The organism is Primorskyibacter flagellatus (assembly GCF_048268605.1).
In the GTDB taxonomy this organism is placed as follows: domain Bacteria; phylum Pseudomonadota; class Alphaproteobacteria; order Rhodobacterales; family Rhodobacteraceae; genus Primorskyibacter; species Primorskyibacter flagellatus.
This window is the reverse complement of the sequence record NZ_JBLWVF010000004.1, coordinates 108,080-131,254: the sequence shown is the minus strand read 5'-3', so window position 1 is coordinate 131,254 and position 23,175 is coordinate 108,080. Positions and strand designations below refer to the sequence as shown.

The window sequence follows — 23,175 nt, the reverse complement described above, 5'->3', positions numbered from 1 at the left end:
CCCTTGCCGGGCGCGCCGTTCAATTTTGCGTTGGCACGCGACAAATGGCGCTGACGCCCCATTCAATTGCCGTGGCAATTGCGGCGCGGAAGGAAAGCTTCGGAACTGGACCGCAACCGTGAGGCCGGATCGCAAAACCGACGGTAAAGGCTTTTCAATCCGCGGGATCAAGCCTAGCGTGCGGCCAGAAACCCAATGCAGGAGCACGCCATGTCCAATGCTATCGAAGACCGCTTGAATGAAATGGGGATCACGTTGCCCGATGCGGCTGCTCCGGCGGCGAACTATGTGCCTTTCGTGAAGCAGGGCAACACATTGTATGTTTCCGGGCAGATTTCCAACGGACCGGACGGCTTGATCAAGGGCAAGCTGGGGGATGGCATGACAGCAGAGGACGGCGCGCGCGCCGCGCGGCACTGTGCCTTGTCGCTGTTGGCGCAAGTCCGCGCCGCCTGTGATGGCGACCTTACGCGGCTGAAGCAGGTGGTCAAACTGACCGGCTTCGTCAACTCGACCGTTGATTTCACCGACCAGCCCAAGGTGATCAACGGCTGCTCTGATTTTATGGTCGAGTTGTTGGGGGATACCGGGCGTCACGCCCGTTCGGCGGTGTCGGCGGCCTCTTTGCCATTGGGCGTTGCCGTTGAGATCGAAGGCATTTTCGAGATCGCCTGATGCGACCGCTGCCATCCGCCTTCCTTGATCGCCCCATCGCGCATCGGGGGTTGCACGGGTTGTCTTCTGGGCAGCCCGAAAACTCGCTGAGTGCGTTCGAAGCGGCGATCAGCGCGGGCTACGGGATCGAACTTGACCTGCAACTGTCGGCCGATGGTGTGGCCATGGTGTTTCACGACTATGCGCTGGACCGGTTGACCGGGGCGCAAGGCGCGTTGGCCACCCGCACGGCTGCGGAACTGGGGCGCATCGCGTTGAAGGATGGCGAAGGTGCCTGCATCCCGACCCTGGCCCAGGTGCTGACGCGGGTAGCTGGCCGGGTTCCGCTGCTGATCGAGTTGAAGGATCAGGACGGCGCGCTTGGCCCGAAGATCGGCGCGCTTGAGGCTGCGGTCGCGCAGGATTTGCACGCGTATCAAGGTGCCGCTGCGTTGATGTCTTTCAACCCGCATTCGATCATAGCACTTGCCAAATTGGCCCCCCAGCGGCCACGCGGGCTGACGACCTGCGCCTTTGATGCCGAGGATTGGAAACTGGTCCCCGCTGCCCGACGCACCGAATTGCGTTTGATTGTCGATTATGACCGGGCCGATTGCTGCTTTGTCAGCCACGACCGCAATGATCTGACCGCCCCACGCGTCGCCGCACTGGCTGAAGATGGTGCCGCGATTCTGTGCTGGACCGTCCGTTCTGCTCGGCAAGAGGCCGCGGCCCGCGAAATAGCGCATAACATCACCTTCGAGGGCTATCTGGCTTGACAGCCGGAGACCCGAGCCCATCTAAGCGGTTGAAACGGGGACGATATGACCGGGCAGACCATAGAGATCAACGTTGTCGAATCGCTGGCGCAGATCGGCGAAGACGCATGGGACGCCTGCGCCTGCCCCGAGGCCAGCACTGGGCGTCCGCGCGACCCGTTTACCACCTATCGCTTTCTCAAGACGCTGGAGGATAGCGGCTCTGTCGGGCCGCGCACAGGGTGGGAGCAGCGTTATCTTGCGGTAAATAGCGACGGCACCGTGATCGCCACCGCCCCGCTTTATGTAAAATCGCACAGCCAGGGCGAGTATATCTTCGATCACAATTGGGCCCATGCCTATGAACGCGCAGGGGGGCATTACTACCCCAAACTCCAGATCGCGGTGCCCTTCACACCTGCAACGGGACGGCGGTTGCTGACCCGGCCCGGCCATGCAGAGGCCGGGATGGCGGCGCTTGTGCAAGGGGCGGTGCAACTCGCTGCGGATAACGACCTGTCGTCGTTGCACATCACCTTTTGCACCGAAGAAGAAGCCGAGGCCGGGCAGCAAATGGGTTTGATGTCCCGGACGTCGCAGCAGTTTCACTGGCTGAACGCAGATTACGCGGATTTCGACGGTTTTCTGGCCAGTCTCAGCAGTCGCAAACGCAAGGCAATCCGCAAGGAGCGCAAACAGGCGCAGGGGTTTGGCGGCGAGATCCGCACATTGACCGGCGATGACATCCAGCCACATCATTGGGACGCGTTCTGGACCTTCTACCAGGACACCGGCGCGCGCAAATGGGGCACCCCCTACCTGACCCGCGAATTTTTTGAGATCGTACATGCAACCATGCGGGACGATATTGCGTTGGTCTTCGCCACCCGTGACGGCGAAGACGTCGCGGGGGCGTTGAATTTCATCGGTAGGGATACGCTTTACGGACGATACTGGGGCTGCACGGAACATCATCCCTGCCTGCATTTCGAATTGTGCTACTATCAGGCCATCGACCTTGCCATCACCATGGGCCTGAGCCGGGTCGAGGCCGGAGCACAGGGCGAACACAAACTGGCGCGTGGCTATCTGCCCGTCGAAACCCATTCTCTGCATTGGGTGGGCGACCGTGGATTTGCCGATGCAATCGCGCGTTACCTGGACGCCGAAAGGGCTGCCGTCAGCGAAGATATCGAGATCCTGACCAGCTATGGCCCCTTCAGAAAAGCCAAAATCGAGGAACAGCAATGACAGAGAAACTCAGCGATACCGGGCGCAAGACCATGCTGCCCGCACTCACCGAAGCGGGCTGGACCCTGGACGAGGACCGCGACGCGATCTCCAAGACCTACAAATTTGACAGTTTTGTCAGTGCGTTCGGCTGGATGACGCAAGCCGCGATTTGGGCGGAAAAATGGAACCATCACCCGGAATGGCAAAATACCTACAACACGGTCAAGGTTACGCTTACAACACATGACGTGGACGGGCTGTCGTCGCTGGATGCCAAGCTCGCCCGCAAGATGGATCAACTGGCCGGATAAGTCATGAACTCGCTCAATTCGTTATTGAACACCGAAATCTACGGTGGCAAATCGCTGTCGGACCTGCTGACACTGGAATTTCTTGCAAGCGTCGTCGGCAACGTCCTTGCCGCCTTTCTGATCCTGTTTGTCGGGCTTTTGATCGGCAGCTGGGTCAAACGGCGCATCGTGAAAGTGTCAGAACGGCATGCGCGCCTGGACCAAACCCTGTTTCACTTTCTTGGCAACATTGCGCGTTACATCATTCTGGGGTTCGCCGCACTGTTCGTGCTGAACACGTTCGGCGTGCAGACAACCTCGATCGTGGCGGCAATCGGTGCGGCCGGTCTGGCCGTGGGTCTGGCCTTGCAGGGCACGCTGTCCAACGTCGCGGCGGGGGTGATGATCATCATCTTTCGCCCCATCAAACTAGGCGATTTTGTCGAAGTGGCGGGCGTCATGGGCACCGTCAAGGACATCACACTGAACACGATCGAACTGGCCGGCCTGTCCAACACCCAGATCATCGTTCCCAATTCCGAGGTTTGGGGAAACATCATCACCAACTATTCGATCTACCATACCCGGCGCTCGGAATGGGTCTTCGGGGTCAGCTACGGGTCTGACCTGAAAACGGCAGAGACGGTCATACGCGAAACGATCATGGCCGACCCGCGGTCCATGACCGACCCGGAACCCTTCATTCAGGTCAACAATCTGGGCGATTTCTCGGTCGATTTTCTGGTGCGGGTCTGGGTCACGTCCGCCGATTATTTTCAGTATCAGGCGGACATGAAGCGCAAGGTCAAAGAGGCGCTGGACGAAGCCGGAGTCTCTATCCCCTTCCCGACGCGGACCATGATACAGGCCGCCGAATAGGGCCGAAATAACAGGCTCGGCGTTGCTGTGGACATATGCGTCTTGACCCGCCGCGCAAGGATCAAAAGCGCGGCCCGGCACCCGGAGGGAAAGCGGCCCGGCAGGAGATGCCGGACCGTCTCACTATTCGTTGATCCGGGTCAGAGCGCCGCCAGCATCGCCTCGCCGCCCGAAACCTCACAAACGCCCGGCGATTCCTCAAGATGCAGCACCGTGACCACCCCATCCTCAACCAGCATCGCGTAGCGCTGGCTGCGCCCCAACAAGCCTGCGGGTGGCGCGTCAAAATCCATGCCGATGGCCTTGGTAAAACTGCCTTCGGAATCCGCCAGCAAAGTCAGACCCGCCGCCTCGGCACCCGTCGCCTCGCCCCAGGCCTTCATCACGAACGGGTCATTGACGCTGACGCAGATGATCTCGTCCACGCCCTTGGCCTTCAACGCATCTGCATTGCGGGTGAAGCTGGGCACATGCGCGGAATGGCAGGTCGGCGTATAGGCACCCGGCACCGCGAATAGCACAACTTTGCGGTCTTTTGTCAGCTCTGCCAACGCGACCTGCTCTGGGCCTTCTGCGCCGATCCGCAGCAAACTCGCATCGGGAAGGTTTTCGCCTTGAGAAATTGCCATCTTGAGTGGTCTCCGTGAATTGCGTTATCGGTCCCTGCCGTTATAGGCTGCTCCCTTGAGGCAGCAAACACATTCTGAAAGGGCGGATCATGTCGCATGTGGTAGTCATCGGGGCGGGCCAGGCCGGATCATCCCTGGTCGCACGGCTGCGCACCAAGGGGTTCGACGGTAAAATCACCCTGCTGGGCGCAGAGCCTTTGCCCCCCTATCAGCGGCCGCCGCTCTCCAAGGCCTATCTGATGGGCGAGATGGACGCCGACCGCCTGCTGCTGCGCCCCGAGGCGTATTATGCCGAAAACGCAATTGACCTACGCACCGGCACCACCATCACCGGCATCGACGCGGCCAGCCGCACGGTACAGCTTGAAGATGGCGCGCTGACCTATGATCATCTTGTCCTGTGCACCGGGTCGGAACCGCGTCGGCTGCCTGCCAGCATAGGTGGCGACCTGGACGGTGTCTGCGTGGTCCGCACCAAGGCCGATGTCGACGCGATGGAACCACGCTTTCGCCAGAATGCCCGCGTACTGATCGTAGGCGGCGGCTATATCGGGCTGGAGGCCGCCTCTGTGGCTGCCAAACTGGGACTGACCGTCACGTTGGTCGAAATGGCCGACCGCATCCTGCAACGCGTCGCTGCCCCCGAAACCTCCGACTTTTTTCGCAACCTGCACCGCAGCCACGGTGTCGACATTCGCGAAGGCATCGGCCTGACCCGCCTGACGGGCGAAGGCAAAGTCACCGGCGCAGAGCTGACAGATGGCAGCCATCCCGACGTGGATTTCGTGATCGTCGGCGTCGGCATCACCCCCGCGACCGGACTGGCCAAGGCTGCCGGACTGACCATCGACAACGGCATCCACACCGACGCACTGGGCCGCACCTCCGATCCCGCGATCTGGGCCGCCGGCGATTGCGCGTCCTTCCCTCATAATGGCGCCCGCGTACGGCTGGAAAGCGTTGGCAATGCCATTGATCAGGCCGAATGCGTGGCCGATAACATCATGGGGGCGGATAGCCCCTATCAGGCGAAACCCTGGTTCTGGTCCGATCAGTACGATTGCAAACTGCAAATCGCCGGATTGAACAGCGGCTACGACCGCATCGTGACCCGTAAAGGGACCGGCGATGGCATGTCATTCTGGTACTACGCAGGCGACAGGCTTCTGGCCATTGACGCGATGAATGACGCCCGCGCCTACATGGTCGGCAAACGCCTGATAGAGATGGGGAAATCGCCGGGTGCCGCTACGGTCGCAGATCCTGCATCCGACCTCAAGGCCCTGCTGAAAGCGTGAGGATCGTCGCGGGCATCCACCGCGGCCGCGCCCTGGCCAGCGTTGGCAAGGGTGACGCTGGCGCGCATCTGCGCCCCACAACCGACCGCGTCCGCGAAAGCCTGTTCGGCATGCTGACCGGCGGCCGCTTTGGCGACCCGATCACAGACGCGCATGTGCTCGACCTCTTTGCCGGCACGGGCGCTCTGGGGCTGGAGGCGCTGTCGCGCGGCGCGTCCCATGTCAGCTTTGCCGATAGTGGCCGCAAGGCGCAGACGCTGATCCGCCAGAACATCACCCTTCTCAAGGCAGAGCCGCAAACCACGCTCATTGCCCGCGACGCCCGCCGCCTGCCGCCCGCGCCTTATCCCGCAGCATTGGTCTTTCTCGACCCGCCCTACGGCAAAGCGATGGGCGAAGCCGCCCTTGCATCTGCGCAGGCGCAGGGCTGGCTCGCCCCCGGCGCGCTGATCGTATGGGAGGAAAACAAGCCACAAAGCCCCCCTGCGGATTTCGCCCTGCTCGAATCCCGGCCCTACGGCGACAGCCACATCACCCTGCTGACCGCCCCCACCTGACGGTATCCGATAAAGATTCTTCCCATTCTCATTGGCGAAAATACTCCGGGGAGTGTGAGGGGCCGGCCCCTCACTCCCAAACCCAGCCAAAAGGCCTCCGCCCTGACAGGGCATCGACACACTTGGCCCTGCGCGCCTCCCATGCCAAGATGCATTCAATGAAATGAATGGGAGGATACCATGACGCTTCACCGCCCCACCCGCCGGGACATGCTGCGACTCGCCGCGGCGATGCCCGCTTTTGCCCTGCCTGCCGCGATGGCGCGGGCACAACTCGGCGCGCCGGAAACAACCAATCCCGGTCATTTCAGTTTTACTCTGGGCGAGGCACGCATCACCGTGCTGTCAGACGGGTTCTTCACCACCCCCGCAACCGGGCTGGGCGTGAATGCCGACCCGGCAGAGGTACAGACCTTTCTGGAACAACACTTCCTTTCCCAAGAAGAGAACTATTCCCACACCAACCATCTTTATGTGGAACTGGGCGAAGCCCGCGTGCTTGTGGATACAGGCTCTGGGTCCCGGTTCATGGACACCGCAGGCAGGCTCCTGACCAATATGGAGGCTGCCGGCATCGACCCCGGCACCATCACCCATGTCGTCATCACCCATGCCCATCCCGATCACATCTGGGGAATCCGAGACGATTTTGACGAACCGATCCTGCCGGATGCGGAATACATCATTGGCGAAACAGAACACGCCTACTGGATGCAGGACGAACTGGTAAATCAGGTTCCGGCGGAGATGCAGCAATTTGTTCTCGGCGCGGTGAATTCGATCACGGCAGACGGGCTGGAATGGACGCTCGCCTCGGACGACCAACAGATCGCGCCGGGCATTCGCGTCATCGACACGCCCGGTCACACCCCCGGCCATATGAGCATAGTGGTCGAGAGCGGCGGCCAACAACTCATCGCGCTTGGCGATGCCATGACCCATGCCTATATGAATTTCGCGCATCCCGACTGGTATAACGCCTTTGACATGGACGGCGAGACGACCGTAGCCACCCGCAGGCGGCTGACCGACATGGCCGCCGCCGACCGTATCACCGTTCTGGGCTATCACTTCCCCTTTCCCGGTGTCGGACACATCATGCGCGACGGCGAAACGCACCGTTTCGTTCCCGCCCTCTGGCAGTTTACCCCCTGAGGCCCGCCAAGCGGTGCCTGACGGCATCGCCACGGCATGGCCTGACCTGCGTCCTCCCCGGAAAGTGACTGCTTTGACAGCGTTTTTCTGTTATCGTGACTACAAGGTCAGGGCCAACGCGGCCACGCCCGCTTGAAATCAAGCGGACCGGACCGCGCCAAAGGCTCTTTCCCGCAAGAAGGAGGACATCATGGCGCAAACAATCGGCAATCCCCTTAGCTGGGCCGCAAATGCTCTGCATGGCACGGGCCAAAGCCTTGGCCACGCGGCGGAATCCGTCGGCGGCGAAAGCAAATCCCGCCCGGTGGTCAACGACATCACCATGGGTGATGTCCGCGCGGCGTTGCGATCCGGCATGGATGATTTCACCCATTTCCGCAGCGATGTGGTTTTTCTGGTCGTGCTGTATCCGCTGATCGGCATCGCGCTGGCCTATATGGCCTTCAATCGGGGTCTGATGACGATGATCTTTCCGATGGCCGCCGGCTTTGCGCTGCTTGGTCCCGTCGCCGGTATCGGGCTTTACGAACTGAGCCGCCGCCGCGAGGCCGGGCAGGATGCAGGCTGGAACAACGTCCTATCTCTGTTCCGCTCGGACATCATGGGGCGCGTCCTGACGCTGGGCGCGTATCTGCTGGGCCTGTTCATTCTGTGGATGTACGCCGCCGTGGTCATCTATGACGCAACACTTGGCCCGGCCGCCCCGGTCTCTGCCCGTGCTTTTCTGACAGACGTGCTGCGCACGGGGCCGGGCTGGACGATGATCATTCTCGGCTTTGCTGTGGGCTTTGTCTTCGCGCTGGCCGTTCTGGTCGTCAGCCTGACAACATTTCCGATGATCGTTGACCGAAAGATCGGCCTGCCCGTCGCCGTGATGACCTCGGTGGCTGTCTGCCGCCGCAATCCGGTTGCGGTTGCAGGCTGGGGGCTGACAGTCGCGGTCCTGCTGGCACTTGGCAGCATCCCGTTTTTTCTGGGTCTGATCGTCGTATTGCCGGTGCTGGGCCACGCAACGTGGCACCTGTACCGGCGCGCCGTAAGCTACGAAGCCGAGTGATCCGCCTATAGGGCTGTTCAGCTGGCCGCGTAGGTCGGATGGAACAGCCCGCCGGGTGACAAGGTAAACACCTCGACCCCGTCAGAGGTCACACCCACGGAATGTTCGAACTGCGCCGTAAGCGATTTGTCCCGTGTCACGGCTGTCCATTCGTCTGACAGAACCTTGGTTTCCGGACGGCCCAGATTCACCATCGGCTCGATCGTGAAGATCATGCCTTCTTCCAGCTGCTCACGCGTGCCAGGACGGCCGTAATGCAGCACGTTCGGCGGCGCATGGAACACCCGGCCCAGCCCGTGCCCGCAGAAATCGCGCACGACGCTCATCCGGTGCGCCTCGACATAGGCCTGAATCGCGTGGCCTATGTCGCCGAACGTATTGCCGGGTTTGACCGCCTCGATGCCCTTCATCAGGGCATCATGGGTGACTTGGATCAACCGCTCTGACTTGCGGCTCAGCTTGCCCGCGACATACATCCGGCTCGTATCGCCAAACCAACCGTCAACAATCACCGTGACGTCGATGTTCAGAATATCGCCATCCTTCAGCAGCTTTTCACCGGGGATGCCATGACACACAACATGGTTCACGCTGATGCAGCTGGCGTGTTTGTACCCCTTGTAGCCGATGGTGGCGGAAATCGCCCCGGCGGCATTCACCTGCTCTTCGATAAATGCATCCAACGCCCCTGTGGACACGCCGGGCTGCACCAGATCGGCAACCTCGTCCAGAATACGCGCAGCCAAGGCACCGGCCTTGTGCATCCCGGCGAAATCGCCGTGATCATAAATGCGAATCCCGTCCCGCGTCAGCCGACCGCGTGTGTCCATTTTCAAGCCATTGCTCCGTCATTTCTAAATTGCCGTCGCAATATAGCATAATATATCGGCAATGCCAGAGGCACGCCCTGCTTGCACAGTCTGCAATTACTGCCTTTCGGAACTTTGATCAGCTTGCAAGCGCTTGTGCTACAGATCGAAATACCGTGCACGCGTCTCGCAGACCGAATTGATCGTCTCGTCCAGCCGCGTCAGATGTATCATTCCGGCTTCGACCGCGGCATCGGCATCGCCCTGTTCCACTGCAAGCGCGATGGTTTTGTGGTCGTTCAGCAGTTCCGGCATCCGGTCGCCCGTGGTCAGGCCAAGCAGGCACAGCCGGTCAACCTTGGCCTTTTCTTCCGCGATAACCTCAAAAGCGAAATCCGTCTTCGCGATACCGCACAGGACTTCGTGGAATCCGTAATCAAGCACACCGAAGGCGGCAATATCGGACGTCTCAACCGCCTTGACCTGCTTTTCAATATGCGTTTTCAAAAGCTTGGAACCTTCGCTGTCACAATTCAATGCAGCCAGCCGCAGCACCTTGGCCTCAACCGCGGCCCGGACAAAACGCGATTTGGCAATCTCGCGCAGTGAGATCCGCTTTACTTCTGTCGCGCGCTGCGGGCGTGACACCAGAAGATCGAGGCTGACAAGCCGGTTGAACGCATCCCTGACCGGCTGACGCGACACGCCGAACTTCGATGCAATCTCGGCTTCGGAAATCTTGTCACCCGGCAAAAGCTCCAGCGTCAGGATCTGTTCGTAAAGGTGATTGAAAACCAGATCGACGCTGGTTTCGCGGGCGCGGGCCTGTCGTATTGATGCCATCTACAGATCCCCCGACTGGACGTTTGAAAAGCTGATATTGCCTGAAGCCAGCGACATCAACACCTCTCGTGGGGGTGCCGGCCCCTTGCCGTCAAAGCCGGACGCGATCTGGCACCTGGACCGTGTTTATCGACAAAACCGGAGTTCACCCAGCCTGCCATCACGGCACCCGGCCGCTCTCCAGGCCCAAAGACACCACAGCGCCCTGCTTCGACAGCATGCTTTTGACGCATTCACACTTGCGGGGTTTGAAAGCCAACTGGCGCGGCCTATACCTGCATGAACACCAGCCAAGGAGTCCTGCGCATGGCAAACCCAACCGCCGCAATGCTTGTCATCGGGGACGAGATCCTCTCGGGGCGGACCCGCGACAGCAACATGCACTATCTGGCCGGCGAACTGACCAAACACGGCATTGACTTGAAAGAGGCGCGCATGGTCTCGGACGATCACGCGGCCATCGTGGCGGCCGTCAAGCACCTGTCGGCTGCGTATGACCACATTTTCACCTCGGGCGGCATCGGCCCCACGCATGATGACATTACCGCCGATTGCATTGCCGCCGCGTTCGACCGCAGCATTGATGTCCGCGACGACGCCCGCGCCCTTCTGGCCGCGCATTACGAGCGCACCGGCTCAGAGTTGAATCAGGCGCGCCTGCGCATGGCCCGCATCCCCGACGGTGCCACGCTGATCGAAAATCCTGTCTCTGTCGCGCCCGGCTTCACGCTGGAAAACGTACATGTCATGGCAGGCGTCCCGTCGATTTTCGAGTCGATGGTGGCCAGCATACTGCCCACGCTGACCGGGGGTGCGCCGCTGCTCAGCCAGACCTTGCGGATCAATCAGGGGGAAGGCGAGATTGCCGGGCCGCTCTTTGAACTGGCGAAGGAGTATCCCGACCTGATGATCGGCTCTTATCCGTTCCAGAAGGACGGTGCTCACGGATCGAACATCGTGATCCGGGGCACGGATGGCACCCAGATCGATGCCGCCATGACGAAGCTGTCTGATCTGTTCCCCGAATGACCGACGCGGCGCAGCGGATCCATGCGGTGACAGAGGCAACCTGGCCCGCTGCGCGTCACTGGTGCCGTGGCCCCTGGACGATCCGCGATGGCGCAGGTGGCGGCAAGCGCGTCTGCGCCACCACGGCCGAGGCCGCATTCAGCGGTGCCGATTTTCAAACCGCCGAGGCCGACATGCGGGCGCTGAACCAGCCGCGCCTGTTCATGGTCCGGCAGGGTGAGACCGCGCTGGATGACGCGCTTGACGCGCGCGGCTATCGGATCATCGACCCGGTGAACCTCTATGTGGCCCCGGTCGGCCTGATTGACGACCGGCCGATCCCGCCTGTCACTACCTTCAACATCTGGGAACCCCTCGCCATCATGCGCGAGATATGGGCCGAGGGCGACGTTTTCGCCGACCGGATTGCGGTGATGCAGCGTTGTAAATGCCCAAAGACGGGCCTGTTCGGGCGCGCCAATGATCACCCCTCCGGCGTCGGCTATGTCGCGGTGCATGACGGCATGGCCATGGTCCACGCGCTGCATGTGCGTCCCGCCCAGCGCCGCCATGGCTCTGCCCGCTGGCTGATGCGCCACGCTGCACGTTGGGCCCGTGCGCAGGGTGCCGAGCAGATTTCGGCCCTGTGCGTGCGGACCAACGATGCCGCCAACCAATTATATATTTCCATGGGCTTCGCGCTTGTGGGACAGTACCATTACCGCATTTACCCTGACGACCGGACGCCCTGATACATGACCAACCCAGATAGCCCCACCGCCCTCGACCTGCCCATGGTCGACCCGCTGCCAGCGGCGACGCAGAAATATTTCGACATTTGCCAGGAAAAGCTGGGGATGGTGCCGAATGTGCTGCGCGCACACGCGTTCGACATCGACAAGCTGAACGCCTTTACCACGCTTTATAACGACCTGATGCTGGCGGATAGCGGCCTCACCAAGCTGGAGCGCGAGATGATCGCCGTGGTCGTCTCCTCCATCAACCGCTGCTATTATTGCCTGACGGCGCATGGGCAAGCCGTCCGCGACCTGTCGGGCGATCCGAAGCTGGGCGAGATGCTGGTGATGAACTACCGCGTGGCCCCGCTGGATGCGCGCACCCGCGCCATGCTGGATTTTGCCGCCAAGGCGACAACCGCCAGCGCCGAGATCGAGGAACCCGACCGGCAGGCGCTGCGCGATGTCGGCTTTTCCGATCGTGACATCTGGGACATCGCCAATGTGACCGGGTTCTTCAACATGACCAACCGCGTGGCCAGCGCCACAGATATGCGACCAAATGACGACTATCACGCGCAATCGCGCTAGGCCGCTTTGGCCACTCCTGATCCTCGCAGCAGCCAGCGTGCTTGCCATGCCCGGCACCGCCGCGATTGTCCTCGACCTGCCCACGGGCAGCCGGAACACCGCAGAAACGGTCATCACGCTGGACAGTTACCGCCTGCCGATCGCCCCGTGGGACGGAACCACCGTGCCTGCGCAACGGCTCGAAGGACAAATCTCGCGGCAGGCATTCCGGGTAGGCGGCGTGGGCGTTACCACCTTGCAAATCCTTGCCCCGTTGCGGCAGCAAATCGCGGATCAGGGCTATGATGTGCTCTTTGAATGCGCCGCAACCGCCTGTGGCGGGTTCGACTTCCGCTTCGGGACAGAGGTGCTGCCCGGCCCGGCCATGTATGTCGACCTTACCGATTACCGCTTTCTTGCCGCCGCCGCACCCGATCTGACCGAACATCTCAGCCTGCTTGTCAGCCGCAGCGCCGCCGCCGGTTTCGTGCAGGTCATTCGCGTCACGGCACCGGGGTCGGACCCAGCGCCCCGGATCGGCACGTCTGCCGCGCAACCGACCACGACAGGCGCAGTCACCGCGCCGCCGGACGCCCCCGGAAACATCGCGACCCCGCTGGACAGCAATGGTCACGTCATCCTGACCGATCTGATCTTTGACACCGGCGCTGCCTCGCTTGGCACTGGCAATTTCGCCTCTCTCGAAGCTCTGGCCGCATATCTTCGCGCCAATCCAGACCGCCGGATCGTGCTGGTGGGTCACACAGATGCCACCGGGTCACTAGAGATCAATGTTGCGCTGTCCCGCAGGCGGGCCGCATCGGTCAAGGAGCGGCTGGTCAGCGCGTATGAGATCTCCGCAAGCAGGCTGGATGCCGCAGGCATGGGATACCTCGCGCCGATCGCCAGCAACCTGACCGATAGCGGGCGCGAAGCAAACCGCCGCGTCGAGGCCGTGCTTCTGCCGAAATAATATTACGCGCGCATCTTCAGAGACGGCCTGAAATCCGGCATTCGCGCGAGAAAGTGCCCAGGCAGAACCGGGGCACCTCAACCTTGCAAACAGGTCACTCGTCACCATTCCACTCATCACTCAATTCACTCTTCACCACTCCTGCTATTAAACATGCCACTCGTTAAAACTTCGCTCCCAGGCATGGTTTTGTCACCAATCCGTCGGACCTTTCTGTCCGAACTCATGCACGAGGAAATCTATGAAGGCGCGCACCTTGGGCTGGGTGAACCGACCCGGCGGATAGACCGCGTATATGTCCAGCGTTTCGGCGGGCAGGTCTGGGATCGCATCCTCGACCAGCCCCCGCGCCATCGCATCTGCGTAAAGGAAGGCAGGCAAATAAGCGATGCCCAGCCCGGATATCGCTGCCTTCAGCAGTGACTGTCCGTCATTGACGCTTAACCACCCGGCGGTGCGTATCTGACGCTTTTCGCCCGAGGGTGCGGTCACCTTCCAGACATTCCCCCCGGACTGGTTCGAATAGTGCAGCAATTTGTGTTCGGTCAGATCGTCGATCTTTTGCGGCCGACCGTATTTTCGGAAATAGTCCGGACTGGCGATCATGCTTTGCGCAGTCGTCGTCAGCTTGCGGGCGCGCAGGGTGCTGTCCTCTAGGTCGCCGATCCGCACCGCCATGTCGAACCCTTCCGAGATCAGCTCTGCATATCGGTTGTTCAGCACCATATTGACGGTGATGTCGGGAAATTCCGACAGGAACGCGCCCAGCACGGGCGACAGGCGATTGACCCCGAAATCCGTGGCCACACTGATCCGCAACAGACCCGAGGGTGCCGACTGCATCGACGTGACCAGGGCATCGGCCTCGCCCGCGTCATTCAGCACGCGGCGGGCGCGGTCGTAGTAGGCAAGGCCGATCTCTGTCGGGCTGACGCGCCGCGTGGTCCGGTTCAGCAAGCGCGCACCCAGCCGAGCCTCCAACGAAGACACATGTTTCGATACCGCGGATTTTGACAGGCCCAGCTTGCGCGCCGCATCGGTGAACCCGCCCTGATCCACGACCGTGGCGAAAGCCTCCATTTCCGACAATCGGTCCATGCGATGTTCCCTTATGTGTTTGACAGGAACGGTCTTGCAGAACAAATCAGGCGCAAATGCGCCAATGCCATGTTGATTGCATGTATTGTTCGCGACATGGAAACGCCGAAGCCCCAGACGGTGACGCAGCGTTTGACGGTGACAACGCGGCCTCGATCGGGTGTGATGCGCCGCAACAAGGGAGCCTCCGTATGACCGAATATCCGCACCTGATGTCACCGCTCGATCTTGGCTTTACCACGCTGAAGAACCGCGTGCTGATGGGGTCCATGCATACCGGGCTGGAGGAAACCAAGGACTGGAACCGGGTCGCGGAATTCTACGCCGCCCGCGCCCGTGGCGGTGTGGCGCTGATGGTCACCGGCGGCATGGCCCCCAACCCCGAAGGCGGCGTTTTCCCCGGAGCCGCCGGGCTTTACACGCCCGAGGACATCGCCAACCACCGCATCTTCACCGACCGGGTCCATGATGCGGGCGGCAAGATCGCCATGCAGATCCTGCATGCGGGCCGCTATGCCTACAGCCCCGACTGCGTGGCCCCCAGCGCGGTGAAATCGCCCATCTCGCCCTTCCCGCCCAAGGAGTTGGACGAGGACGGCATCGAAAAGCAGATCGCAGACATCGTGACCTCTGCCACCCGCGCTCAGGAAGCGGGCTATGACGGGGTCGAGGTCATGGGGTCCGAAGGGTATTTCCTCAACCAGTTCCTTGTCACCCACACCAACAAGCGCGACGACCGCTGGGGCGGCTCCTACGAGAACCGCATGCGCCTGCCGGTCGAGGTCGTGCGCCGCGTGCGGCAGGCTGTCGGCCCGGATTTCATCCTGATCTACCGCCTGTCGATGATCGACCTCGTGCCCAACGGCTCTACCCATGCCGAGGTCGTGCAACTCGCCAGGGCCATCGAGGCTGCGGGTGCCACGATCCTCAACACCGGTATAGGCTGGCACGAGGCGCGCATTCCCACCATCGCCACCTCTGTCCCCCGCGCCGCCTTTGCCTGGGTCACGAAAAAGCTGATGGGCAAGGTCGGCATTCCCGTCATCACCTCCAACCGGATCAACATGCCCGATGTGGCGGAATCCGTTCTGGCCGAAGGCTGCGCCGATATGGTCTCCATGGCGCGGCCGTTCCTCGCTGACCCGGATTTCGTGCGCAAGGCCGCCGAGGGCCGTGCCGATACAATCGCGCCCTGCATCGCCTGCAATCAGGCCTGTCTGGATCACACATTCAACGGCAAGATCTCGACCTGTCTGGTCAACCCGCGCGCCTGCTATGAAACCGAACTGACGATTACACCCACCCAACGCCCGCGCAGCGTGGCCGTCGTCGGTGCTGGTCCTGCGGGGCTGTCCGCAGCGATCACGGCAGCGACGCGCGGCCATGATGTTACCCTGATCGACCGCGCCTTGGAAATCGGCGGTCAGCTCAACATGGCCAAGCAGGTGCCGGGCAAAGAGGAATTCTGGGGTCTTGTCGATTGGTATCGCACCATGCTGACAGAGGCAGGCGTCACCGTCCAGCTGGAAACCGAGGCCGACACAGGCACACTGGCCGGTTTCGACGAGGTCATCATTGCCTCCGGCGTCGTCCCCCGCGATCCGCAGATCCCCGGTCAGGACGGCCCCAATGTGCTCAGCTATATCGACGTGCTGAACGGCGCGCCCGTGGGCAAGCGCGTCGCCGTGATCGGCGCGGGCGGCATCGGCTTTGACGTGGCCGAGTTCCTCGTGACAACGGACAGCCCGACCACAGACCTGCCCGAATGGATGCGCGAATGGGGCGTCACCGACCCTGAAAAAGCCCGTGCCGGCCTTGCCCCCGAAGGACCGCAGCCCGACCCCGCCGCGCGTCAGGTCACGCTGTTGCAACGCAAATCCGAACGCCCCGGCAAGCGTCTGGGCAAGACCACCGGCTGGATTCACCGCGCCGGGCTGCAAATGAAATCGGTCGATATGAAGGCGGGCGTGAATTACGAGCGCATCGACGCGGACGGTCTGCACATCTCATACGGCGAAGCGCGCGAACGGCCCGAACTGATCGCCTGCGACACCATCGTTCTTTGCGCAGGCCAGTTATCCGACCGCAGCCTTGCCGACGCGCTGGAGGCCGAAGGCATCCCCTGCCATGTAATCGGAGGCGCCGACGTCGCCGCCGAACTCGACGCCAAACGCGCCATCAACCAAGGCACAAGGATCGCCGCTGCCCTGTGACTTGACCGAGAGTGCCCTCGGTTCCAGAGCTTCAGCTCATGGGCGCAATCGCGCAAAATTTTCTGGCAAAAATGCAAAGCAGGCTCTGAACCCTGAGTACAAAGCGATAGCCTATGGCCTGCCCCCACGAAACATTTCGTGGGGGACAAGCTCCTCTAAACTCATTCCGCCGCGGATCGTTTCGGCAAAACCCAGTCGGGGCGGGGGAAGTGGCAGGTATAGCCGTTGGGGATGCGTTCAAGGTAATCCTGATGTTCGGGCTCGGCTTCCCAGAAGTCGCCGACCGGCTCCACTTCGGTCACCACGCGGCCCGGCCACAGGCCCGAGGCCTCGACATCGGCGATGGTGCGCAGCGCCTCGGCGCGCTGTTCCTCGGAGCAGTAATAGATCGCCGAGCGGTAGCTTAGCCCCCGATCATTACCCTGTTGGTTCAGCGTGGTCGGATCGTGGATCTGGAAAAACACCTCCAGCAATTGCCGATAGCTGGTTTTCGCCGGATCAAAGGTGATCTCGATCCCTTCGGCATGGGTGCCGTGGTTGCGATAGGTGGCGTTGGGCACGTCCCCGCCGGTATAGCCCACACGCGTGGACACGACCCCCGGCAGCTTGCGGATCAGATCCTGCATGCCCCAGAAGCAGCCGCCCGCCAGTACAGCGCGTTCAGTCATGCCACATCCTCCACCTGATCCAGATATTCGCCGTAGCCTTCGGCCTCCATGTCGTTGCGGTGGACAAAGCGCAGCGAGGCCGAGTTGATGCAATAGCGCAAGCCGCCCCGGTCCTGCGGCCCGTCCGGAAAGACATGTCCCAGATGGCTGTCGCCATGGGCCGAGCGGACCTCGGTCCGGACCATCCCCGTCGAGACATCCCGAAACTCACCGATATGCGCAGGCTCTATCGGCTTGGTGAAGCTGGGCCAGCCGCAGCCGCTTTCATACTTGTCGGAACTGGCAAACAGCGGCTCTCCGCTGACGATATCGACATATATTCCCGGTTCCTTGTTGGACAGATAGGCCCCGGTGCCGGGCCGTTCCGTGCCATCCTGCTGGGTCACGCGGTACTGCTCGGGGTCGAGCGTTGCGATCACGTCGGGGTTCTTTTCATACTTCGCCATGACTTTCCTCCTGGCCTGTCCATTGTGGATTGCTCCTAACAGGTAAATGGGGCATCCGCGGAAAATTCAAACTCTGCTGCAACCTCGATCACGAAATCGCGTGGCAGGTTGATTATCAGCCGTTTACGCCCATACTTGTTGTAACAGATTTTCCCTCTGTTACCCAAGACACGACCTTGTGGGCGTCGGCCGGATCACTCCGGTCGGCGCTTTCAGGCCAGCGTCCTAATCCAGTCTTGAGACAGCCCAACGCGCCGCATCGGCAACCGTGGCGTCCGCGTCGTCGCAAAGCCCCTGCGCCACGCCACGCAATTCCGCATCACCGGAATTGCCGATCGCATACAGCACATTGCGCACGAACCGCCCGCGCCCGATGCGCTTGACCGGGCTGCCGCTGAACAGCGCGCGGAAAGCCGCGTCATCCAGAACGGCCAGATCGGCCAATTTCGGCGACAGAAGCTCGGCGCGAGGATGATATTTCACCTCTGCGGCGGTCTGCGCGAACTTGTTCCACGGACAGACCGCCAGACAATCGTCGCAGCCATAGATCCGGTTGCCCAGCAGCGGCCGCAATTCTTCGTCCACCGGGCCGTGATGTTCGATCGTCAGATAGGAGATGCAGCGCCGCGCATCCAGCCGGTAGGGCGCGGGAAAGGCATTGGTGGGGCAGACATCCAGACAGGCCCGGCAAGACCCGCAATGATCGCGTTCTGCCGCGTCGGCAGGCAGATCCAGCGTCGTGAAGATCGACCCCAGAAAGAACCAGCTGCCTAGGTCGCGGCTGACCAGATTGGTGTGCTTGCCCTGCCAGCCCAGCCCCGCCGCCGCGCCCAATGGCTTTTCCGGCACCGGAGCGGTATCGACAAAGACCTTTATTTCCGGTGCCTCTGAAGACGACTTTGCCGCAGCGTCAATCAACCAGCGCCCGACCCGCTTGAGCCGTTTCTTGACCACATCGTGGTAGTCACGATTCTGCGCATAGACCGAAATCGCCGCGCGGTCGCGCTGGTCCAGCACCTCAAGCGGATCATGCGAAGGGCCGTAATTTTCCGCCAGCATGATGACCGACCGCGCCTCGGGCCACAAAGCTGCCGGATCGCCCCGCCAATGCGACCGCTCGGCCAACCAGCCCATCTGGCCATGCGCGCCCGATTCCAGAAACGCGGCCAGACGCCCGGCCACCTGCGGCACATCCCACGGCCTGCAAATCCGGCAGGCGTCAAACCCGTCGGCCAGTGCCTGCGCGATCAGCCTGTCCTTGAGATCCTGCATCGCAACGCGGCCCCCTTATGGGTGTTTCGGGCTGTCTGAACGGCCAAGCCATGGACGCCCCCCGCCCCCAAAAGACCTTTAGAAATCAAGGTTGGAATAATGCGCAGGCGGTGGGAAACCCGACACCTGATCGGCCAGAATGGACCGAAAGGCCGGGCGCGACTTGATCTTCGCATACCAGTCCTTGACCACGTCCGACCGGTTCCAATCCACATCCGAGATATAATCCAGCGACGACAGATGCGCGGCGGCGGCAAAATCGGCCAGCGTCATCGTCTCACCGGCCAGCCAGCGCCGATGCTCCAGCAGCCAGGCCAGATAATCCAGATGGTACTTGATCGCCTTGGCCCCGTCCTTGACATTGCGGCTGTCGGGAAAGCCCAGCTTCATCACCTTCTTGTTCACCCGCTCATATAGCAGCTTCGAGGTGACCTCGTTGTGGAACTTGTCGTCGAACCAATTGACCAGACGGCGCACCTCATAGCGATTCTCGGCAGAGCGCGGCATCAGCGGCGGTTCGGGGCTGACCTCTTCGATATATTCGCAAATGGCAGAGCTTTCCGCCATCATCCGCCCGTCGAATTTCAGCACCGGCACCTTGGCAGCCGGGTTACGGCGCAGGAAATCGGGGGCTTTTTCCCAGTAGCGTTCTTCGACCAGTTCAACCTCGATCTTCTTTTCGGCAAGGCTCAGCCGCACTTTTCTGCAAAATGGCGACAGCGGAACATGATAAAGGCGAGCGGTCACGTCGGGACAATCCTGTTGAGGGTGCATAGCCCCTGTTTGCCGCGAAGCGCGCCGCGTTTCAACTGGATAAGCCGCACGCGGGCACTTCCTTGCCGGGCCGCGTGGCGCTCCATTGACCCGAACGAAGCATATCTGCCCCAAACGCCCCTTCCCCGCGATCGGCGCCAAGATCGGCAGAGACGCAAAACTTGACCTTCTCGCGACTCTCTTACCTTAAAACCTCGTGATGAGCGTTCAACAAAGGGTCCTTTGTGAACGCCATAGAAGTTATGATACTGGCTTAGGGTCAGGACCTATTGGTTTCCGTTGTGCGGCATGATTCACCGGTCGAAAGCGGCACAAGACGCCAGTCAAACACGACAAACGCAGGTACAAGAAGGCAACCGCATCGAGATCATGTTCGGTAGGTTCAAGGACGGGCGACGGGTGGCGACACGCTACGATAGATGCTCAAAGGTCTTCCTGTCGGCCATCCCTTTTGCCGCAACAGTCATCTATTGGCTATGAGACTAGCCCCCTAGGTTCCACTGCCGGACAGATCTTTATGTGCGCTGGTGACCGTGGCCTTGGTGTCTGTCATCGTCACGTCCACTGATCGGGTGTTGCTGGGAACCGACAGGCCGACGCGTGGGTTCTCTGACAGTGAGATCGACCCGGTCATGTTCACATAGTCCGCGCCATCCAGCGCGATTGCCACATTCTCGACATAGCGCATCGGGATATAAAGCAGCGAAATCTGATCCATCTGCATGCCCGAATGCGAGGGGTGCGAGATATCCACATCCAGCTTGCTGAGCTGTGTCGTCCGGCCAAGATCGAAGGTGCTGGCCCTCATTTGCGTGACCTCCAGCCCCATTTCGCCCAGCGTTGCCAAGGCAAGGTCGGGGTCGGTGCCGGGAGGGGCCGCGCAGGCACCTGAACCAGAGGTCTTGACGAACCCTTCCTTGACCCAAAGCTGTCCATCGGTCGTCTCGACAATGACATGCAAAGGCGTGGGTCCGTTGACGCGCATCGTCAGGTCAAAGAAAAAGCTGGGTTGCGGCACAGCCAAATCGAACACGGCCGAGACCGGCATGGGGTTTTCGTCCAGGACCAGAGTGACCTTGCCCAGAAGCATCTTCTGCGGCGCGTGGACCATTGCCGCCATTTGTGTGCGGGCGTCGTCCGGCGTGCGGTAGGGCGCATCGATGGAGATCATCTGATTGCCGTCGTTCAGTATCCGGCCCTCGTAAAGTTGGTGCTTCACGGCCTCCCAGCCTTCGCCCGCAAGAACGGGCAGCGCGGCGCAGATCAGGGCAGCACCCAATACGAAACGTTTCATTCTTCTCCTCCCAGAAGAAACACACCAAAGGCGCGGGGGCCGTCGCATGTGTGCAATACCTGTAGCACGGAAAGCGTTTGTGCGTCGATCAACGTGGCGGTGTTATCGAACCAGTTCGCCACCACGATCCGCGTCCCGTCCGCCGTGGCATCAATCCCTTCGGGATATTCGCCAACCTTGATACGGGTCTCTTCCTGCAAGCTTTGCATGTCGATCACGCTGACCGTGTCTTCGTATTGGTTTGTGACAAAGGCACGCCCGGAAGCAAAGGCCACACCATAAGGCCGTTCCCCCACCGGCACCGTGGCCAGAATGAACCCGGTGGCAGGGTCAAGAATGCTGAGGTCATTCGACCCGACATTGCCGACAAACAACCGCCCATCCGGTGCAAAGCGTAGCCCGAAGGGCCGTGTGCCGACCTTAATCCGTTGCAGCAGCGTCAACGTCTCTGCATCGAAGACCGAAACCTGATCCGCATCGCGATCGGCCGAGGCCAGAAAGCGCCCGTCCTCAGACAGGCTCAGGCCCGCCGGGGCCGCGCCGGTTGTCAGTTCTGCTATGGGGGCAAGTGTGTCGTCTGACAGCACCCAGATGCGCGCATTGTACCAGTCGGACACAAATACCCGGCCGCGCGCCATATCATGCGCGATCCCGATAGGGCCGCCATCCAGCGCAGCTTCGGCCTGAACGGTGCCTGCCCTGTCGTATCGACGGACCGTTTTTCTGTCGGGCGATACGGTAAACACTCTACCGTCCTTTGAAACGGCAACGCCTGCGGGCTTGCCGGGGACCGACCAGCGCGCGGTCTCGGCACCGCTTGTCAGATCGAACACGCTGAGCGCATCGCCATTCTGGCAGGTTACAAAAGCGGTGTCTGCCGCCGCAGGCAAACCCGCGACGACAAGCACCGCGAATGCCTTAGCTACCCGGCGCGCCAAACCGCTCGACCAGCGCATCCAGCCCGGCCTGATAGACGCCGGAAACCGCCGCAATCGCGGCTTCGTCATTCAGGTTTTCGGGCGGATCATTGTTGGGATAACCGCGATAAAACGCACCGCGCCATTCAACCTCCGACCCGCCGCCATCCAGCGGCTTCACGGTCAGGTGCGACGAATAATTGGTGACCGGAAGAACCTCTACCGCGACATCCGTGATCCGGTAGGAATAGCTCATCTTCTCGTCGCTGTATTTATACAGGATCTCCGAAATGGTCGGCCCGCCTTCTTCGCCCAGCGTCAGAACGCGGGTGGCATCAATCTGGTTGTCGCCTTCGCCCGTGGTCGAAAACACGGCCGGGTGCCAGCTCATGTCCTGAAAGTTGCCAATGGCCTGCCATACTTCTGCCGGATCGGCGGCAACTTCGGTGGTCAGTGTCACTTTTTGACGGGTTGGCCCATGGGCCGCAGCCAGCCCCGGTAGCATCAGCGCCACCGCAGTCATCGCCATGAATTCGCGTCGTTTCATTTTTCCTCCGAGTTGAAAAAAGCCGTCTTGAGGATGTACCGCATCCCCCGCAGCCAGGATTCGTCCGTGTTGGAACGGATGTCGACAACCCGCCCCTTGACCGTCTGGCCCGTTTTCGGATCGCGCAGTTGCAGGTTCATCGTAAGGATCAGGTTGGAGATTTTCTGAACCTCGCCCACCAACGCAAAATCAGCGCCCAGCTTCATCGCCATCCGCGCATCGCAACCGTAACATTTGGCCGGGTTCACAATGCGGTCCAGCTCTTCCTGCACGGGGGCAAGATCAAGAAACCGGTAGCCTTCTTCGGTAAAGCGCTCTGTGATCAGCGTCTCGACTTTGTTCAGACGGGCCAGCTCTGCGGGGTCTTGGCCCTGCGCCTCTGTCTGCAAGGAATTGTCCAGCAGCGTGATGCCAAAAAACGCCACGCTATCCTCCGCGAAAGCGGGGAAACCGAAGGCAATCAACAACAATGCAAATGTGCGGCGCATGTGGCCTT

Annotated in this window: 26 protein-coding genes and 1 pseudogene; 15 read left to right on the top strand and 12 right to left on the bottom strand. The window is 61.2% G+C overall.

Annotated elements, in window-relative coordinates; all coding sequences use genetic code 11:
• The first annotated feature begins 210 nt into the window (after positions 1-210).
• From ACN0WV_RS07035 to ACN0WV_RS07015, 5 genes are read left to right on the top strand one after another with little or no spacing between them, the layout of a single operon-like run.
• Complete coding sequence (locus ACN0WV_RS07035; RefSeq protein ID WP_417604626.1) at positions 211-675, top strand: RidA family protein; 465 nt, start codon at positions 211-213, stop codon at positions 673-675.
• Positions 672-1,433, top strand: coding sequence for a glycerophosphodiester phosphodiesterase family protein (locus ACN0WV_RS07030; RefSeq protein WP_417604775.1), 762 nt, complete (start codon positions 672-674; stop codon positions 1,431-1,433). Before ACN0WV_RS07035 ends, ACN0WV_RS07030 begins: the two co-directional genes overlap by 4 nt.
• A gap of 45 nt (positions 1,434-1,478) precedes the next feature.
• Positions 1,479-2,663: a GNAT family N-acetyltransferase gene (locus ACN0WV_RS07025; RefSeq protein WP_417604624.1), complete on the top strand. Its 1,185-nt coding sequence runs from the start codon at positions 1,479-1,481 to the stop codon at positions 2,661-2,663.
• On the top strand, positions 2,660-2,956 hold the full coding sequence (locus ACN0WV_RS07020) for a 4a-hydroxytetrahydrobiopterin dehydratase (protein ID WP_084351265.1): 297 nt from the start codon (positions 2,660-2,662) through the stop codon (positions 2,954-2,956). The genes ACN0WV_RS07025 and ACN0WV_RS07020 overlap by 4 nt, the downstream gene beginning before the upstream one ends.
• 3 nt (positions 2,957-2,959) lie before the next feature.
• Complete coding sequence (locus ACN0WV_RS07015; protein WP_084351262.1) at positions 2,960-3,814, top strand: mechanosensitive ion channel family protein; 855 nt, start codon at positions 2,960-2,962, stop codon at positions 3,812-3,814.
• Positions 3,815-3,954: 140 nt separating this feature from the next.
• Here the strand turns inward: ACN0WV_RS07015 and ACN0WV_RS07010 are convergent, their stop codons facing one another.
• Positions 3,955-4,443, bottom strand: a complete 489-nt coding sequence (locus ACN0WV_RS07010; protein WP_417604622.1) for a peroxiredoxin — start codon at positions 4,441-4,443, stop codon at positions 3,955-3,957.
• 89 nt (positions 4,444-4,532) lie between these two features.
• On the opposite strand from ACN0WV_RS07010, the gene ACN0WV_RS07005 reads away from it, so the two are divergent.
• From ACN0WV_RS07005 to ACN0WV_RS06990, 4 genes are all read left to right on the top strand, one after another.
• A complete protein-coding gene (locus ACN0WV_RS07005) occupies positions 4,533-5,741 on the top strand; it encodes an NAD(P)/FAD-dependent oxidoreductase (RefSeq protein ID WP_417604620.1) in 1,209 nt (402 codons plus the stop codon).
• A complete protein-coding gene (rsmD, locus tag ACN0WV_RS07000; RefSeq protein WP_417604618.1) occupies positions 5,738-6,298 on the top strand; it encodes a 16S rRNA (guanine(966)-N(2))-methyltransferase RsmD in 561 nt (186 codons plus the stop codon). The genes ACN0WV_RS07005 and rsmD overlap by 4 nt, the downstream gene beginning before the upstream one ends.
• 180 nt (positions 6,299-6,478) lie before the next feature.
• The gene (locus ACN0WV_RS06995; protein ID WP_417604616.1) at positions 6,479-7,453 is read left to right on the top strand and encodes an MBL fold metallo-hydrolase; all 975 of its coding nucleotides are present in this window, start codon (positions 6,479-6,481) and stop codon (positions 7,451-7,453) included.
• 190 nt (positions 7,454-7,643) lie between these two features.
• A complete protein-coding gene (locus ACN0WV_RS06990) occupies positions 7,644-8,510 on the top strand; it encodes a DUF2189 domain-containing protein (RefSeq protein ID WP_417604614.1) in 867 nt (288 codons plus the stop codon).
• 17 nt (positions 8,511-8,527) lie between these two features.
• Here ACN0WV_RS06990 and map read toward each other — a convergent pair whose 3' ends face one another.
• Entirely contained in the window at positions 8,528-9,340 is an 813-nt protein-coding gene (map, locus tag ACN0WV_RS06985) for a type I methionyl aminopeptidase (RefSeq protein ID WP_084351250.1), read from the bottom strand.
• Between the two features lie 138 nt (positions 9,341-9,478).
• Positions 9,479-10,162 (bottom strand): GntR family transcriptional regulator, encoded by a 684-nt coding sequence (locus ACN0WV_RS06980; RefSeq protein WP_084351248.1) that lies wholly within the window; start codon positions 10,160-10,162, stop codon positions 9,479-9,481.
• A 306-nt stretch (positions 10,163-10,468) separates the two neighbouring features.
• On the opposite strand from ACN0WV_RS06980, the gene ACN0WV_RS06975 reads away from it, so the two are divergent.
• Genes ACN0WV_RS06975 through ACN0WV_RS06960 form a run of 4 tightly spaced genes read left to right on the top strand, consistent with a single transcriptional unit; the run spans position 10,469 to position 13,450 of the window.
• A complete protein-coding gene (locus ACN0WV_RS06975; RefSeq protein WP_084352146.1) occupies positions 10,469-11,191 on the top strand; it encodes a competence/damage-inducible protein A in 723 nt (240 codons plus the stop codon).
• Positions 11,188-11,922 carry a GNAT family N-acetyltransferase gene (locus tag ACN0WV_RS06970; protein WP_417604612.1) on the top strand — a complete coding sequence of 245 codons (735 nt, stop codon included), beginning with the start codon at positions 11,188-11,190 and terminating at the stop codon, positions 11,920-11,922. The genes ACN0WV_RS06975 and ACN0WV_RS06970 overlap by 4 nt, the downstream gene beginning before the upstream one ends.
• A 3-nt stretch (positions 11,923-11,925) precedes the next feature.
• Positions 11,926-12,498: a peroxidase-related enzyme gene (locus ACN0WV_RS06965; protein ID WP_417604610.1), complete on the top strand. Its 573-nt coding sequence runs from the start codon at positions 11,926-11,928 to the stop codon at positions 12,496-12,498.
• Positions 12,470-13,450, top strand: a complete 981-nt coding sequence (locus ACN0WV_RS06960; protein ID WP_417604608.1) for an OmpA family protein — start codon at positions 12,470-12,472, stop codon at positions 13,448-13,450. The genes ACN0WV_RS06965 and ACN0WV_RS06960 overlap by 29 nt, the downstream gene beginning before the upstream one ends.
• A 192-nt stretch (positions 13,451-13,642) precedes the next feature.
• On the opposite strand, the gene ACN0WV_RS06955 is transcribed toward ACN0WV_RS06960, so the two are convergent.
• On the bottom strand, positions 13,643-14,548 hold the full coding sequence (locus ACN0WV_RS06955) for a LysR family transcriptional regulator (protein ID WP_417604606.1): 906 nt from the start codon (positions 14,546-14,548) through the stop codon (positions 13,643-13,645).
• 191 nt (positions 14,549-14,739) lie between these two features.
• On the opposite strand from ACN0WV_RS06955, the gene ACN0WV_RS06950 reads away from it, so the two are divergent.
• Positions 14,740-16,761 (top strand): FAD-dependent oxidoreductase, encoded by a 2,022-nt coding sequence (locus tag ACN0WV_RS06950; RefSeq protein ID WP_417604604.1) that lies wholly within the window; start codon positions 14,740-14,742, stop codon positions 16,759-16,761.
• A gap of 161 nt (positions 16,762-16,922) precedes the next feature.
• Here ACN0WV_RS06950 and msrA read toward each other — a convergent pair whose 3' ends face one another.
• The 4 genes from msrA to fzlA all read right to left on the bottom strand — a co-directional run bounded on the left by msrA (position 16,923) and on the right by fzlA (position 19,921).
• Positions 16,923-17,429, bottom strand: a complete 507-nt coding sequence (gene msrA / locus ACN0WV_RS06945; protein ID WP_417604602.1) for a peptide-methionine (S)-S-oxide reductase MsrA — start codon at positions 17,427-17,429, stop codon at positions 16,923-16,925.
• Positions 17,426-17,875 carry a peptide-methionine (R)-S-oxide reductase MsrB gene (msrB, locus tag ACN0WV_RS06940; protein ID WP_084351234.1) on the bottom strand — a complete coding sequence of 150 codons (450 nt, stop codon included), beginning with the start codon at positions 17,873-17,875 and terminating at the stop codon, positions 17,426-17,428. The genes msrA and msrB overlap by 4 nt, the downstream gene beginning before the upstream one ends.
• A 225-nt stretch (positions 17,876-18,100) precedes the next feature.
• Positions 18,101-19,147 carry a tRNA epoxyqueuosine(34) reductase QueG gene (gene queG, locus ACN0WV_RS06935; protein ID WP_417604600.1) on the bottom strand — a complete coding sequence of 349 codons (1,047 nt, stop codon included), beginning with the start codon at positions 19,145-19,147 and terminating at the stop codon, positions 18,101-18,103.
• A gap of 78 nt (positions 19,148-19,225) precedes the next feature.
• Positions 19,226-19,921, bottom strand: coding sequence for an FtsZ-binding protein FzlA (gene fzlA, locus ACN0WV_RS06930; protein WP_417604598.1), 696 nt, complete (start codon positions 19,919-19,921; stop codon positions 19,226-19,228).
• A 298-nt stretch (positions 19,922-20,219) separates the two neighbouring features.
• On the opposite strand from fzlA, the pseudogene ACN0WV_RS06925 reads away from it, so the two are divergent.
• Positions 20,220-20,401 (top strand): annotated as a pseudogene (locus ACN0WV_RS06925) (transposase); the annotation flags it as partial.
• Positions 20,402-20,411: 10 nt separating this feature from the next.
• Here the strand turns inward: ACN0WV_RS06925 and ACN0WV_RS06920 are convergent.
• From ACN0WV_RS06920 to ACN0WV_RS06905, 4 genes are read right to left on the bottom strand one after another with little or no spacing between them, the layout of a single operon-like run.
• On the bottom strand, positions 20,412-21,215 hold the full coding sequence (locus tag ACN0WV_RS06920; protein WP_417604596.1) for a quinoprotein dehydrogenase-associated SoxYZ-like carrier: 804 nt from the start codon (positions 21,213-21,215) through the stop codon (positions 20,412-20,414).
• Positions 21,212-22,171 (bottom strand): YVTN family beta-propeller repeat protein, encoded by a 960-nt coding sequence (locus ACN0WV_RS06915; protein ID WP_417604594.1) that lies wholly within the window; start codon positions 22,169-22,171, stop codon positions 21,212-21,214. The genes ACN0WV_RS06920 and ACN0WV_RS06915 overlap by 4 nt, the downstream gene beginning before the upstream one ends.
• Positions 22,134-22,679: an SRPBCC family protein gene (locus tag ACN0WV_RS06910; protein ID WP_084351226.1), complete on the bottom strand. Its 546-nt coding sequence runs from the start codon at positions 22,677-22,679 to the stop codon at positions 22,134-22,136. Before ACN0WV_RS06910 ends, ACN0WV_RS06915 begins: the two co-directional genes overlap by 38 nt.
• Complete coding sequence (locus ACN0WV_RS06905; RefSeq protein WP_417604592.1) at positions 22,676-23,167, bottom strand: DUF3280 domain-containing protein; 492 nt, start codon at positions 23,165-23,167, stop codon at positions 22,676-22,678. The genes ACN0WV_RS06910 and ACN0WV_RS06905 overlap by 4 nt, the downstream gene beginning before the upstream one ends.
• Positions 23,168-23,175: the final 8 nt, after the last annotated feature.